14 protein-coding genes are annotated in these 14,474 nt (G+C 71.6%); 8 read left to right on the top strand and 6 right to left on the bottom strand.

What is annotated here, in order from left to right:
- Positions 1-62: 62 nt before the first annotated feature.
- The 6 genes from LOK46_RS28470 to hpnA form a co-directional block, all read right to left on the bottom strand.
- Positions 63-761: a phosphorylase gene (locus tag LOK46_RS28470; RefSeq protein ID WP_273561647.1), complete on the bottom strand. Its 699-nt coding sequence runs from the start codon at positions 759-761 to the stop codon at positions 63-65.
- A 233-nt stretch (positions 762-994) separates the two neighbouring features.
- The gene (gene shc / locus LOK46_RS28465; RefSeq protein WP_273561646.1) at positions 995-2,992 is read right to left on the bottom strand and encodes a squalene--hopene cyclase; all 1,998 of its coding nucleotides are present in this window, start codon (positions 2,990-2,992) and stop codon (positions 995-997) included.
- Positions 2,993-3,034: 42 nt separating this feature from the next.
- On the bottom strand, positions 3,035-4,336 hold the full coding sequence (gene hpnE, locus LOK46_RS28460; RefSeq protein ID WP_273561645.1) for a hydroxysqualene dehydroxylase HpnE: 1,302 nt from the start codon (positions 4,334-4,336) through the stop codon (positions 3,035-3,037).
- Entirely contained in the window at positions 4,336-5,187 is an 852-nt protein-coding gene (gene hpnD, locus LOK46_RS28455; RefSeq protein ID WP_273561644.1) for a presqualene diphosphate synthase HpnD, read from the bottom strand. The genes hpnE and hpnD overlap by 1 nt, the downstream gene beginning before the upstream one ends.
- Positions 5,184-6,080 (bottom strand): squalene synthase HpnC, encoded by an 897-nt coding sequence (gene hpnC, locus LOK46_RS28450; RefSeq protein WP_273561643.1) that lies wholly within the window; start codon positions 6,078-6,080, stop codon positions 5,184-5,186. The genes hpnD and hpnC overlap by 4 nt, the downstream gene beginning before the upstream one ends.
- Positions 6,077-7,105: a hopanoid-associated sugar epimerase gene (gene hpnA / locus LOK46_RS28445; RefSeq protein ID WP_273561642.1), complete on the bottom strand. Its 1,029-nt coding sequence runs from the start codon at positions 7,103-7,105 to the stop codon at positions 6,077-6,079. The genes hpnC and hpnA overlap by 4 nt, the downstream gene beginning before the upstream one ends.
- Before the next feature lie 494 nt (positions 7,106-7,599).
- On the opposite strand from hpnA, the gene rpsF reads away from it, so the two are divergent.
- The 8 genes from rpsF to LOK46_RS28405 all read left to right on the top strand — a co-directional run bounded on the left by rpsF (position 7,600) and on the right by LOK46_RS28405 (position 14,421).
- A complete protein-coding gene (gene rpsF / locus LOK46_RS28440; protein ID WP_273564710.1) occupies positions 7,600-8,070 on the top strand; it encodes a 30S ribosomal protein S6 in 471 nt (156 codons plus the stop codon).
- Between the two features lie 3 nt (positions 8,071-8,073).
- Positions 8,074-8,325 (top strand): 30S ribosomal protein S18, encoded by a 252-nt coding sequence (gene rpsR / locus LOK46_RS28435; RefSeq protein WP_007561044.1) that lies wholly within the window; start codon positions 8,074-8,076, stop codon positions 8,323-8,325.
- Positions 8,326-8,453: 128 nt separating this feature from the next.
- Positions 8,454-9,503 (top strand): DUF2232 domain-containing protein, encoded by a 1,050-nt coding sequence (locus LOK46_RS28430; protein ID WP_273561641.1) that lies wholly within the window; start codon positions 8,454-8,456, stop codon positions 9,501-9,503.
- 41 nt (positions 9,504-9,544) lie between these two features.
- Positions 9,545-10,117: a 50S ribosomal protein L9 gene (gene rplI, locus LOK46_RS28425; RefSeq protein ID WP_273561640.1), complete on the top strand. Its 573-nt coding sequence runs from the start codon at positions 9,545-9,547 to the stop codon at positions 10,115-10,117.
- Between the two features lie 309 nt (positions 10,118-10,426).
- Positions 10,427-11,914, top strand: coding sequence for a replicative DNA helicase (locus tag LOK46_RS28420; RefSeq protein ID WP_273561639.1), 1,488 nt, complete (start codon positions 10,427-10,429; stop codon positions 11,912-11,914).
- A gap of 233 nt (positions 11,915-12,147) precedes the next feature.
- On the top strand, positions 12,148-12,597 hold the full coding sequence (locus tag LOK46_RS28415; RefSeq protein WP_273561638.1) for a cupin domain-containing protein: 450 nt from the start codon (positions 12,148-12,150) through the stop codon (positions 12,595-12,597).
- Between the two features lie 10 nt (positions 12,598-12,607).
- Positions 12,608-13,510 (top strand): SMP-30/gluconolactonase/LRE family protein, encoded by a 903-nt coding sequence (locus tag LOK46_RS28410; protein ID WP_273561637.1) that lies wholly within the window; start codon positions 12,608-12,610, stop codon positions 13,508-13,510.
- On the top strand, positions 13,507-14,421 hold the full coding sequence (locus LOK46_RS28405) for a VOC family protein (RefSeq protein WP_273561636.1): 915 nt from the start codon (positions 13,507-13,509) through the stop codon (positions 14,419-14,421). The genes LOK46_RS28410 and LOK46_RS28405 overlap by 4 nt, the downstream gene beginning before the upstream one ends.
- The last annotated feature ends 53 nt before the right edge of the window (positions 14,422-14,474 follow it).

Raw genomic sequence — 14,474 nt, 5'->3', positions numbered from 1 at the left:
GACTCGCGCCGGCCGTGCAGGCCGGCGCTTTTTCGTGGCCCGCCCGACGGCGCCTGCGCGTCTCAGTGCCCCGGGGCCGGTATGCCCAATCCCGGCCCGAGCCGCGTCCGGCACCGTCCGAGCGCCGCGAAGGCGGCGTTGGAGTCCCGGGCGAGGCGCATCAGGTCTCCGAGGCGCGCCCGGCCGCGCGCGAAGGCGAAGAACACGGCGGCGATGTCGGGCTCGCCGTCCGGCGTGAGCGCCGAGGCCGCGAAGGCCGGCAGGGCCTGGTCGGCCGGATCGCAGATCACGCGCACGGCCGCGAAGGGCAGGCCGTGCCGGCCCGCGAAGGACGCGGCCACGTGCGATTCCATGTCGACGGCCGCGGCGCCGGTGGTGGTCCGCAGGTCCGTCTTGCCGTCGACCGCGAGAACCGCGGTGTCGACGCCCGCCAGATCCGCCGGGATCACCCGCGGCCCGACGCCGGACAGGATGTTGAGGAGCGTGGCGGAGAGGTCGAGATCGGCGGCGCGCCGCCCATCCTCGCTCACCACGCCGGTGCCGACCACGACGTCCCCGGGCCTGAGCGAGGGATCGAGGCCGCCCGCGATGCCGAAGCTGATCACCGCCCGGCAGCCGGGCGGGGTGCGGGCCTCGAGGAGCTGGCGGAGCCGGTGGGGATTGCCGCCGGCCCCCACCGCCTCGACCCCCTCCCCCGCCGCCATGCGGCGCTCGCGGGCGAGGCCGGTGACGGCCAGGACGGGTGCGGCGGGATCGATCATGGCGCGCTCGTGGACGAGTCCGGCGAGGTCCGCAAGCAGGCGCGAGCGCCGGGGCGGGGTCCGGGCCGGATCCGGCGCGGGGGGTGGCGCGTCCGGTCCCGCGGGATCGCTGTCTGAGGAGGCCACGTGTCGGGTACCGGGGCTCGCGGATCGGCTGTCGGGACGCTCGAACGCGCTGCGATCCGGCGGAGCGGAGCCGGCCCGTCGGGCCGGCCCCAGGACGTCGGCGGACGTCACATGCCGAACTGGACGCGGCGGCTGTTGCCACGCTTGAGGTTGCGGAATCGCGCCATCGCCCAGAGCGGGAAGAACTTCGGGTAGCCATGGTACCGCAGGTAGAAGACCCGCGGGAAGCCCGTGGCGGTGTAGCGCTCCTCCTTCCAGAACCCGTCCGCGCCCTGCGTGCGGGTCAGGAAGTTGATGCCCCGTGTCACGGCCGGATCGTCGACCGCGCCGGCCGCCATCAGGGCGAGGAGCGCCCAGGCGGTCTGCGAGGCGGTGGACGAGCCGGGCTCGAAGGCCGGGTCGATCTTGTACGAGGAGGCGTCCTCACCCCAGCCGCCATCCGGGTTCTGGATCCGGATCAGCCAGGACGCGGCCTTCTGGATGCGCGGATCGGCCGGGTCCACCCCGGCGGCGTTGAGGGCGCAGAGCACCGACCACGTGCCGTAGATGAAGTTCATGCCCCAGCGGCCGTACCACGAGCCGTCCTCCTCCTGGTCGTTCAGGAGGTAGTTCACGCCGCGGTCGAGGGCGCGGGAGGTCTCCCGGGTCTCGCCGAGCTGGGACAGCATCCCGACCACGCGGGCGGTGACGTCCGCGGTCGGCGGATCGAGCAGCGCGCCGTGATCCGAGAACGGGATGTGGTTGAGGTACATGTGGTTGTTGTCGGCGTCGAACGCCGCCCAGCCACCGTCCTCGGACTGCAGCCCCTCGACCCATTCGCGGGCGCGGGCGATCGAGGCCTTGTAGTCCGGCATGCCGGCGACGAGGCCGTGCTGGTGCATGGCCCGGTCCATTGCCATCACCACCACGGCGGTGTCGTCGAGGTCGGGATAGTGCGCGTTGGCGTACTGGAAGGCCCAGCCGCCCGGACGGACCTTCGGCTTGCGTGCCGCCCAGTCGCCGACGATGTCGAGCACCTGCCGCGGCTTCAGCCAGTCCAGGCCGGCGCGGGCCTGGGCCTCGGCCTCGGGGCCGCCGGCCTCGAGCAGCGCGTGGCTCGCGAGCGCCGTGTCCCAGACCGGCGAGACGCAGGGCTGGACGTAGGCCTCGTCGGCCTTCTCGACGACGAGCTTCTCGATGGCGTCGCAGGCGACGCGGACCTGCGGGTGATCGGGCCGGTAGCCCATCACCTCGTACATCAGCACCGAGTTGACCATGGCGGGGAAGATGGCGCCCAGGCCGTCCTCGCCGTTGAGGCGCTCGCTCACCCAGGCGCGGGCCATCTCCATGGCGCGCTGCCGGCTCTTGCGCGGCAGGTGGTTCTCGACCCGCTGCAGCACCCGGTCGATGAAGCCGAAGATCGGCGTCCACGGCCACGTGGCGTGGGGGGAGCCCGGCCAGGAGCGGACGCTCTCCGGCGGCGTGACGAACAGCTCCTGCACGCTGATGCCGCGCGGGTTGCGGGCCCGGGGCTTGGTCGCCTGGAGCACGAACAGCGGCACCACGGTGGTGCGGGCCCAGTAGCTGATCTTGTCGAGGTGGAACGGGAACCACTTCGGCAGGAACATCACCTCGACGGGCATCACCGGCACGGCGCGCCACGGCACCTCGCCGTAGAGGGCCAGCATGAAGCGGGTGAACACGTTGGCGTTGGCCGCGCCGCCGCGAGACAGGATGCCCTCGCGCGCCCGGCGCATGTGCGGCGCCTCGATGTCGTCGCCGATCATCTTGAGGGCGAAGTACGCCTTGACCGTGCAGCTCATGTCGAACGGACCCTCGTGGACGAGGGCCCATCCGCCGTGCCGCCCCTGGGTGCGGCGGAGATAGTTGCCGATCTTGGCCTCGAGGTCGCCGGGGACCCGCGTGCCGCGGAAATGGTGGAACAGGATGTACTCGGACGGGATCGTGGCATCCGCCTCGAGCTCGAAGCAGATGTGCCCGTCGTCGTGTGCCAGGGCGGTCAGCGCGCGCGTCGCCTGCGCCACGCCGCGCTCGACGTCCTCGAGCGAGATCCCCTGAGTCTTCGAGCGCTGCAGCGCCTCGACTTTGCTAACGGCCTCTCTCATAGTCCTCGCCTCGAACGACCGCCTCGCGGCGGACGTCATGCCTCAAGCTGCGCCGCGCACCTGGGTTCCAGCGCGCACGACAGATCCCGCACGCAAGGAACGTGCGGCCGTCTGGCCCGAGCGGATCGCTCCCTCAATCGTCGACGGCAGGCCGGTGGCGGTCCAATCGCCTGCCAGGACGAGATTGTCGTAGGCGGTTTCGGCCTTCGGGCGCCGCGCGGCCTCCGCCGGCGTCGCCGCGAAGGTCGCACGCTTCTCCTTTACGATCTGCCAGCTGGGCAGGTCGGGTGCAAGGTTGCACAGCTGTGCAATCTCGGCCCAGATCTGCCGCGCGAGGTCTTCGCGGGGCACGTCGAGAAGCCGGTCTGCACCGCTGATCGTGACCGAATACCGGTCCGGATAGGCGAAAAGCCACTCCGTCAGGCTGTTGACGACACCGAGGACGAGGGGGCTCCCGGGCTTCGGCGCCAGCGCGAAGTGCGCGTTCACGATGGAGCGGAATTCCGTCGGGGCGAGGAGACCGGGCAACACCTCCCGGGCCACCCACGGCGGCAGCGCCAGCACGACGCCGTCCTCCGGTCCGAGGCTCTCGGCGCCGTCCGAGAACACGAGTTGCCCGACCCGGCCGTCCGCGATCTCCAGCCCGCGCAGGCGCCGGCCGAGGCGGATCTCGCAGCCACGCGCCGCGAGGTAGCGGATCGCCGGATCGACGAAGGCGTAGGACAGGCCCTCGACGGCGACGAGGGGACGGCAGGCCTTGCCGCCCGCGCCCAGGGTCTCCCGCAGGATCCGCGCGGCCAGTCCGACATCGCTGTCGCGGGGCTCGGTGTTGAGGGCCGCGAGCAGGACCGGGTGCCAGAGGCGCCGGTAGAGCGTGCCCTCGCAGGCCATGTGCGCGCCGATGGTGCCGCCCGCGCCCTCCGCCTTGCCGGAGGCCGCGCGCAGGATGCCGAGGGGCGCGAGGTAGTCCCGCGCCCGGGTGCCGGGGACGCGGCGGGCGGGGCTCATGACCCACCAGGGCAGCCGCCCGGCGTTGGGCCGCAGCCGCCAGCGCTCGCCGGTCTTCAGGTCGGCGAAGTCGAATTCCGCCACGTCCGGCCCCACCAGGGCGTCGGCCGGCGCGCCGATCGTCCGGAGGAAGCCGAGGGAATCGGCGTTGCCGGACAGCAGCAGGTGGTTGCCGTTGTCGATGGTCAGGCCGAGGGCCGGATCGTAGTACGAGCGGCAGCGGCCGCCCGCCTGCTTGGCGGTTTCGTGCAGGACCACCCGGGCCCCGGTTTCGGCGAGCGCGACGGCCGCGGAGAGGCCGGCGAGGCCGGCGCCGACGACGTGGACGGTACCCATCAGATCAGGCCGTGGCGGACGGCGACGCCGAGCAGCGCGAGCTTGCCGGGCTTCACCCGGGCGCGGGGCATGGCCCAGCCGCGCGCGAGGACCGCTTTCAGGTAGAGGTGATAGGCCGCCGCCATCAGCCGCGCGGCCTTGGTCGCCTTGCGGGGGCTGCGCCGGATGATCTCCCAGGTCGCCTGGTAATGGTCCTCGGCCTCGCGGGCGAGGGAGATGCAGACCTCGCCGATGCGGGGATGGCTGATCGCCTGGACCGGCGTCGGGTCGGTGAGGCCGATCGCCTGCAGCTTCTCCCGGGGCAGGTAGAGGCGGCCGCGCTCCGCATCCTCGTCGATGTCGCGCAGGATGTTGGTGAGCTGGAGCGCGCGGCCCTGGTGCCACGCCAGCCGGATGCCGTCCGCCTCCGGCATGCCGAAGATCCGCACCGACAGCCGGCCGACCGCGCTCGCGACCCGGTCGCAGTAGAGGTCGAGGGTCTCGGCGTCGGGAGCGACGATGTCCTCGACGGCGTCCATGGCCATGCCGTCGATGACTGCCTGGAAATCCTCGCGCTTCAGGCCGAAGCGGCGCACGGGCTCCACGAGGTCGCGCACGCGCACGGCCGGGCGGCCGGCGTAGAGCGCGTCGATGTCGGCCCGCCAGCGGTCGAGCTCGACCTGCCGGACGGCCCGGGTGCCGCCGTCGTCGGCGACGTCGTCGACGGCCCGGCAGAAGGCGTAGACGGCGTACATCGCCTCCCGCCGCTCCTTCGGCAGCAGGCGCATCGCCGTGTAGAAGGAGGAGCCGGCGGCGGGCAGCGCCGGGGCGGCGGTCTCTCGGTCCTGGGCGGGCGTGGCAGTGGCGGTCACGAGCGGATTCCTTGAGCCGCGGCCCGGACGGTCCGGCCGCGGAAGGGCCGGCGCGCCAGGGTGGCGGCGACGCCGCCCAGCGCCGTCAGCGCGAAGGCGGCCTTGCCGTGATGGACCTTCTCCGAGAGCGGGTCGCGCTCCAGCAGGCCCCGGCTCAGCACGACGGCGAGCCGGTGGATGGCGGCGATCTCCAGCGACAGGCGCAGGTCGTCGATCAGATCCGGCAGGACCGCGCCCTCGTCGAGGAGGTCGAGGCATCGCTGCGCCAGCTCGCGGATCGCGGCCCGGAGCTGCGGCGGCGCCTTCGCCTCCCCGAGCATGGCCACGGTGGCGCCATGGCGGTCGAGGCAATCCTGCGGGAGGTAGACCCGGTCGAGGGCGGAGAAATCCTTGCCGCAATCCTGGAGGTGGTTGATCACCTGGAGCGCCGCGCAGATGGCGTCGGACGCCCGATAGACCCGGGCCGGGTCCTCGCCGTGGACGTCGAGGACGAACCGCCCGACCGGCATCGCCGAGTAGCGGCAGTAATGGATCAGCTCGTCCCAATCCGCGTAGCGGTTCTTGCGCGCGTCCATGCGGAACGCGTCGAGGAGTTCCAGGGCGTGCCGGGGCGGCAGGCCGCGGTCCGCGAGCTCGCGCTTCAGCGGCTCGGCCTCGGGATCGGACGGTCCGGCGCCGGTGAGCGCGTCGGCGAGGCGATCGAGCAGCTCGATCTTGCGCTCGGGCGACAGGGCGGCGTGATCGGCCACGTCGTCGCCGGCGCGGACGAAGTTGTAGAAGGCCAGGATCGCGCCCCGGTGGCGGGGATGGATCAGGTGCGAGGCGACGGGGAAGTTCTCGTCGCGGTGCCCCTTGCCGGAGCGCGTCGCGGTGGCGGTATCGAGGGTGCTCATGTGAGGTAGCCCGCCTCCCGGAACCACGCGATCGCGTCCGACAGGCCCTCGCGGTAGGGCCGGGCCGTGTAGCCGAGTTCGGCGCGCGCCTTCCTGTCCGAGAAGAACATCCGGTAGCGCGACATGCGGATCCCATCGATCGTCGCGAAGGGCTGCTTGCCGGTGACCCGGGCGGCGAGCTGCGCGAAGAACGCCACCGGGTAGACGGCGGCCCGCGGCAAGTTCACGGTCGGCGGCTTGCGCCCGACCATGCCGGCGATGTCGGCGAGCATCTGCGAGAGGAACACGTCCTCGCCGCCGAGGATGTAGCGCTCGCCGATCCGCCCCTTCCGGAGCGCCAGGAGGTGGCCCTGGGCCACGTCGTCCACGTGGGCGAGGTTGAGGCCGGTATCGACGAAGGCCGGCATCTTGCCGAGCGCCGCCTCCTGGATGATCCGGCCGGTGGGCGTCGGCTTGACGTCGCGGGGGCCGATCGGCGTCGACGGGTTGACGATCACCGCCCGCAGGCCGTCGCGGGCGACCATCTCCTCGACCACCCGCTCGGCCACGACCTTGCTGCGCTTGTAGGCGCCGATCGCGGTCTCGGGCGTCAGCGGCATGGTCTCGTCGGAGGGCGTGACGCCGTCGGCCGGCGGTTTGATCGTCGCGACGCTCGACGTGTAGACGACGCGCTCCACGCCGGCCTCGAGCGCCGCGCGCATCATGAGGCGCGTGCCGTCGCGGTTGGTGCGGACGATCTCCTCCATGTCCGGCGCCCAGAGCCGGTAATCGGCCGCGGCGTGGATCAGGTAGCGCTGGCCGCGCATCGCCGCCGCCACGGCGGCCGGGTCGCGCATGTCGCCCTCGGCGATCTCCACGTCGGTCCAGGTGAGGTTGCGGCGGGGGCTCGACGCGCGCACGAGGATGCGCACCGGGAAGCCGGCCCGGCGGAACACGTCGACCAGGGCTGAGCCGAGGAAGCCGCTCGCGCCGGTGATCAGCACGGGACCGACCTCGGACGGGCCGGAAGCTGGGGCCTCTGCCATCGCGGATCTGGAGGATTACCGAAAAACCAGCGCGGCCGGGGATCCCCAGCCGCGCCGCGCTTGTGTCATCGAACCGCCCGAGCGGCAAGCTTCGGCGGTGCCGGACAGGGTCGCGCTGCGGCGCGGCGGCACGCGTCCGTGGGTGTGTTACGCACAGGCGGGGCCGTCCCGGCAGGGCGCGGCACGGGACGCACGTCCCGATCCCCGCGGCCGCGGGGATCGGGCCCGCCACCCACACCACGACCTTGCCAGGGCGCAAAAAACCGACTATGCGCCGCCCCTCGCGTTCGCTCCGGCCGGGGGCTGAACGGACGGTGCCGCTCGCGGCACAGGGCTCTCCCAGATCCCGTCGTCCGGTGTCTCCGCCTTCGATCAACCGCTCGGGCCTGAAAATCGGCTCGAAGGGCTTGGCGCCGAGCGTATCGCGAGATGAACCGGCCCGAATCAACCGCCTTCCGGCGGCCGGGCTCCTTTTGACGATGAAAGGCCCGACAATGCCTCTCTACGAGCATGTGCTCTTGGCCCGGCAGGACGTGACGTCCCAGCAGGTCGAGACGATGATCGACACCTACAAGGGTGTGATCGAGCAGAACGGTGGCCGTCTCGAGAAGATCGAGATGTGGGGCGTGAAGTCCCTCGCCTACCGGATCAAGAAGAACCGCAAGGCGCACTTCGCGCTCCTCAACATCGACGCCCCGCCGGCCGCCATCGCCGAGATGGAGCGGCAGATGCAGATCTCCGAGGACGTGCTGCGCTTCATGACCGTCCGGGTCGAGGAGCTCGATCAGGAGCCGTCCGCCATGATGCAGAAGCGCGACCGCGACGACCGCAAGGATCGTGAGCGCGGCCGTCGTCGCGATGACGAGGGCTTCGGCGGTGGCGGCTTCGGCGGCGACCGGGGGGACCGCGGCGATCGTGGTGACCGCGGTGACCGCGGCGAGCGCAGCTTCGGCGGGGAGGGCTAACCCATGGCATTCGGTGCTGGTGCGGGCGGCGGACGCCGTCCCTTCTTCCGTCGTCGCAAGACCTGCCCGTTCTCCGGCGCGAACGCGCCGAAGATCGACTACAAGGACGTCAAGCTCCTGTCCCGCTACGTGTCCGAGCGCGGCAAGATCGTGCCGTCGCGGATCACCGCGGTCTCGGCCAAGAAGCAGCGCGAGCTCGCCCAGGCGATCAAGCGCGCCCGCTTCCTCGGCCTGCTGCCCTACGTGATCAAGTAGGCCATCGAAACCCGCCGGCCCGGCATCTGCCCGGGCCGGTCCTCCCAGAGGGCGGCTCGCGCCGCCCGATCGTTGGGGCGCGAAGTCGCCTCTAACCCTGCCGCAGCGGCAGCGGGACAGCGGAATTCATGGCACAGCACATCGGCATCGGTATCGGCGCGGGCCTCGTCTCCGCACTCCTGTTCGGGGTGCTGCTGAAGGCGACCCCACTGGCGATCCTGCTCTACCTCGTGGCGCCGCTGCCGATCCTGATCGTCGGCCTGGGCTGGAGCCACAAGGCCGCGCTCGCCGCGGCCGCCGCCGGCAGCCTCGCGCTGGTCCTGGTGATCGCGCCCTTCATGGGACTGGCCTTCGCGGCCTACATCGCCCTGCCCGCCTGGTGGCTCGCCTACCTCGCCCTTCTCGGGCGCGAGACGCCCGCGGGCCTCGAATGGTACCCGACCGGCCGCCTGCTCGGCTGGATCGCGGCCACGGCCGCCCTGGCGTTCATCGCCATCGCGGTCCTGTCCTCGCCGAACCACGCCGCCTTCGACGCGCAGCTGCGCGGCCTCGCCCAGACCCTGGTCCAGACGCGGCTGCCCGCCGCCCGCCCGGCCGCCGAGGCTCGGAGCGCCGAGACCCGGCGCGCCGACGCGCCGTCGACCGGCAGCGAGGCGGCCGGCACGGACGGCGCGGCGGCACCCGATCCGGCCCCGCAGGCCGACGCCGATCCGGCGAACGTCACCCGGGCCGAGGTGGCGGACGCCCTCGCCCGCGCCGTGCCGGCCTTCGCGGCGAACGGCCTCGCCCTGCTCCTGGCCTTCTACCTCTGGGCCTCGGCCCGGATCGTGAAGATCTCCGGGCGCCTGCCGCGGCCCTGGCCCGATATCCCGTCCACCGCCATGCCGCGCAGCACGCTCGCGGCCGTCGCGGCGGCCGTCGCGATGTGCTTCGCGCCCGGCTACGTCGGCGTGTTCGGGGTCGCGCTCCTCGGCGCGTTCAGCGCGGCCTTCGCCCTCCAGGGGCTCGCCGCCTTCCACGACCGCTCCCGCGGCCGGCCGGGGCGCGGGCTCATGCTGTTCGGCATGTACCTGATCCTGTTCGTGACCCAGGGCATCGCCCTGGTCGCCCTCACCCTGTTCGGCCTCGCCGACACAGCCCTCGACCGCCGACGTCCCAAGGACAACCCGGCGCCGTGAGACCTCGGCCCGCGTGGCCGACCATCTGAAGGAGAAAGACCATGGAAGTGATCCTGCTCGAGCGCGTGGCCAAGCTGGGCCAGATGGGCGAGACCGTGAATGTCCGCCCGGGCTTCGCCCGCAACTTCCTGCTCGCCCGCGGCAAGGCCCTGCGGGCGACGGAGGCCAACAAGAAGCACTTCGAGGCCCAGCGCGCCCAGCTTGAGGCCCGCAACCTCGACCGCAAGAAGGACGCCGAGGTCGTCGCCGAGAAGCTGAACGGCCAGAGCTTCATCCTGATCCGCCAGTCGGGCGAGACCGGCGTTCTCTACGGCTCGGTCTCGACCCGCGACCTCGCCGAGGTCGTCTCGAAGGAGGGCTTCACGATCGATCGCGGTCAGTTCACCCTGAACCAGCCGATCAAGACGCTGGGTCTCCACAAGGTCCCGGTGGTGCTGCACCCCGAGGTCGAGGTGGAGATCACCGTCAACGTCGCCCGCAGCCCGGAGGAGGCCGAGCGTCAGGCCCGCGGCGAGTCGGTCACCGAGCGCGAGGCGTTCAACCTCGACGACCTCGGCCTCGAGGTCGGTCAGGCGCTGGCCGATGCCGGCGAGGGTGCCGACGACCGCGGCTGATCCCCGTTCGAGGGCCCGACCGGCCAGCCGGCCGGTCGGACTCGCGGACGCGTGGCCGGGCGGCGGGGTCCCTCCCCGCCCTGTATACCGGTGAACACTGGGGATGATCGACCCCGAGGGTTGACACGTTCCAGTTTTGTTCCAGCATGGACGCCCGCCGCTCGCGAGAGTCGGCGGGCGTCCGCTTTTCCGCGCCCCGGCCCGGGAGAACCGGCCGTCGGCTAGGCTTCGGTAACCATACCGGGGCCAAGGTCGTGCGGTGTGATCCTGGCGCGCCCACCGCGGCGCCTGATACGGAGTCGTCCGCCGATGGCCCTGCCCAATGCGCTCACGGCCAAGCTCGAAGCGGTCCAGGCCGAGTACCGCGTCGCCCCGCACAACATCGACGCGGAGCAGGCGCTGCTGGGCGCGATCCTGGTGAACAACGACGCCTATTACCGGGTTTCGGACTTCCTGCTGGCCGAGCACTTCATGGAGGATGCCCACCAGCAGATCTTCACGGTGGCGGCCTCCCTGATCAAGGCCGGCAAGCTCGCCACGCCCATCACCATGAAGACCTATCTGGGCGACGCCGATTTCGGCGGTCAGACGGTCATGCAGTACCTCGCCCGCCTGGCCGCCGACGCGACGACGGTGATCAACGCCGGCGAGTACGGCCGCACGATCTACGACCTCGCCATCCGTCGCCGCCTGATCACCATCGGCGAGGATCTGGTGAACGGCGCCTACGAGGCGCCGGTGGAGCAGGCGCCCCGGGACCAGATCGAGGAGACCGAGCGCCGGCTCTACGAGCTGGCCGAGGCCGGACGCTACGACGGCGGCTTCCAGAAGTTCTCGGACGCGCTGACCGCCGCGGTGGACATGGCCGCCAAGGCCTACCAGCGCGACGGCAAGCTCTCGGGCATCGCCACGGGACTGTCCGACCTGGACGCCAAGATGGGCGGCCTGCAGCCCTCCGACCTGATCATCCTCGCGGGGCGTCCGGCGATGGGCAAGACCTCGCTGGTGACCAACATCGCCTTCAACATCGCCAAGGCCTACCGCGGCGAGAAGCAGCCGGACGGCACGACTAAGACCGTGAACGGCGGCATCGTGGGCTTCTTCTCGCTGGAAATGTCGGCCGAGCAGCTCGCCACCCGTATCATCGCCGAGCAGTCGGGCGTGCCCTCCTACAAGATCCGCCGCGGCGACATCCGGCCCGAGGATTTCTACAAGATCACCGACGCCGCCCGGGACATGCAGACGATCCCGTTCTACATCGACCAGAGCGGCGGCATCTCGATCGCCCAGCTCGCCGCCCGAGCCCGGCGCCTGAAGCGCCAGAAGGGCCTCGACCTGCTGATCGTCGACTACCTCCAGCTCCTCTCGGGCTCCGGCAAGCGCAGCGACAACCGCGTGCAGGAGATGACCGAGATCACCACGGGCATGAAGGCGCTCGCCAAGGAGCTGGCGGTGCCGATCATCGGCCTGTCGCAGCTCTCCCGTCAGGTCGAGAACCGCGACGACAAGCGTCCGCAACTCGCCGACCTGCGCGAATCGGGCTCGATCGAGCAGGACGCCGACGTCGTCATGTTCGTGTTCCGCGAAGAGTACTACGTCGGGAACAAGAAGCCCCGCGAGGGTACGGAGGAGTTCTTCGCCTGGGAGGCCGAGATGCAGCGCGTCCACGGCAAGGCCGAGGTGATCCTCGGCAAGCAGCGTCACGGCCCCACCGGCACCGTGGAGCTGCAGTTCGACGCGAACATCACCCGGTTCTCGAACCTCGCGCAGACGGACCGGATCCCCGAGCAGATGTAAGCGTCGCGCCGTCGTCGCGAGCGGAGCGAAGCGACCCAGGGAAGCATCACGGCTCGAAGACGGTGCGTTGCCCTGGATTGCTTCGCTCCGCTCGCAAAGACGGCGAGGGTTGGAGACTGCGGCGCCGCCAAAGAGCGCTCGGCGCGTGATCGCCTCCGGTATTCGTGTCCGCGAACCATCACCAAGCCCGGCCGTTGTGGGAGGGTGTGTCCCGCGCCGCGGCAGGAGCGACGATGAGCGAGCCGACCCCTCCGAAGATGCCGTACTGGCACGTCTACACCGATGCGGAGGGTGTGAGCCGCCAGGAGCTATTCCACCTCGAGCGGTTCAAGTTCGAGGGGATCAATCCCGAGACCGCGCCCCAGTGGAACGACAAGATGGATCCGGCCCCGTCGGTCGTGACCTTCACGGTCCTGCCGGTCGGCTGGGTCGGCGAGTGGCACGAGAATCCGCGGCCGCAGTGGATCGCCGTCCTCTCGGGCCGCTGGTTCGTCGAGACCATGGACGGCCACCGGGTCGAGATGGGCCCGGGCGAGCTGATGATGGGCGAGGACCAGCATACGAGGGCGCGCGACGGCCGGAAGGGCCACCTGTCCGGCACGGTCGGCGACGAGCCCTGCACGATGATCGTGACGGGGCTCCAGGTCGAGCCGACCGTCAATCAGCCCGGCCGCTTCAAGTAGGGGCGGTTGCATGGACGGCTTCGAACTCACGCAGCCGCGCTTCAAGGCCTACATCCTGCCGAACGCGCCGCTGCAGAAGCTCGCGGACGGGTTCCGCTGGACCGAGGGCCCGGTCTGGTTCGGCGACCGCGACGAGCTCCTGTTCTCGGATCTTCCCAACAACCGGGTGATGCGATGGTCGGAATCCGCCGGCCTGAGCGTCTACCGCGAGGCGGGCGACTTCGAGAACGGCCACACCCGGGATCGCCAGGGGCGGATGCTGTCCTGCTCGCACCGCGGCCGGCGCATCCATCGGACCGAGCTCGACGGGCGCGTCACCGGCCTGGTGGAGCGCTACCGCGGGCGGCGGCTGAATTCGCCCAACGACATCGTCTGCAAGTCGGACGGGACGATCTGGTTCTCGGACCCGCCCTACGGCATCCAGACCGACTACGAGGGCGGCAAGCAGGACTCCGAGCTGCCCGCCGCCGTCTACCGCTTCGACCCCCGAGACGGATCGCTCCGGGTGGTGGCCGACGATTTCCAGGGGCCGAACGGGCTCTGCTTCTCGCCCGACGAGCGCAGGCTCTACATCGTCGAGACCGGGCTGCAATTCGACACCGACCCGCTCCAGCACGTGCGCGTGTTCGACGTGGCCGACGACGGCAGCCTGTCCGGCGGCGCGGTGTTCTGCACGATCGCGCCGGGCAACGCCGACGGCATCCGGTGCGACGAGCACGGCAATGTCTGGTCGAGCGCCGGGGACGGGGTCCACTGCATCGACCCCGGCGGCGAGCTGGTCGGCAAGATCCTCGTGCCCGCGACGGTCGCCAACCTCACCTTCGGCGGACGCAACGACAGCCGCCTGTTCCTGTGCGCATCGCAGGCGCTCTACGCGATCTACGTGAACGTTCGCGGAGCACCGCTCCTGTGAGCGGCACCGCTCCCGTGAGCGGCGTGGGGGGCCTCGTCGGGTTCGGCCGCACCGTCGCGGACCTCGCCATCACGGAGGCCTTCTACCGGGACGGGCTCGGCTTCGCGCGGATCGCCCCGCCGGAACCGGTGCCCGCCGCGCAGGCGGAGGTGCTGGGGCTCGCGGACCGGCGCGCCACCCAGCTGCGCCTGCGCCTCGGCGGGCAGACCGTGACCTTCCTGGCGGTGGATCCGCCCGGCGCGCCCTACCCGGCCGATCCCGCGGCGACGGACCCGTTCTTCCAGCACCTCGCGATCCCGGTCCGCGACATGGCGGCCGCGTCGGCGCGGCTGGCGCGGCTCGCCCCGACGCCGATCAGCCGCGGCGGGGCGCAGCGCCTGCCGGCCTCCACGGGAGGCGTGACCGCCTACAAGTTCCGCGACCCCGACGGGCATCCCCTGGAGCTGATCTTCTTTCCCGACGGCCCGGCCGCGGCCTGCTGGCGCGACGCGCCGGGCCTGTTCCTGGGGATCGATCACTCGGCGATCACCGTCACCGACCTCGACGCCACCGTGGCCTTCCTGACCGGCCCCCTGGGGCTGACGGTGGCGGCGCGCGGCCTGAACCGCGGGCCCGAGCAGGCGCGCCTCGACGGCGTCGACGATCCGCAGGTCGACGTGATCGCCCTCGAGCCCCCGGATCCCGCGCCGCACGTGGAGCTCCTGCATTACCGCGCGCCCGCGACCGAGCGGCGGCTCGCCTTCGGGCCCGCCGACCGGGCCTCCACCCGCTACGTGTTCTCCGCAGCGGATCCGCGGTCCCTGTCGCGGCGCCTGCGCGAGGGCGGACGAACTCCGCTGACCTCCGCCGACGGCGCGGCAGCCTACTGCGCCGGCCCGGAGGGACACGGCTTCTTGTTCGTGCGCGGCTGAGGCCTCCGCTCCGCGAGCATGCCCCCGGGCTTGACGCCTCGCCCCTCCGGCGT

The organism is Methylobacterium sp. NMS14P, from assembly GCF_028583545.1.
Taxonomy (GTDB): domain Bacteria; phylum Pseudomonadota; class Alphaproteobacteria; order Rhizobiales; family Beijerinckiaceae; genus Methylobacterium.
The sequence above is the reverse complement of the archived record's forward strand: the minus strand, read 5'-3'. Positions and strand labels throughout refer to the sequence as shown.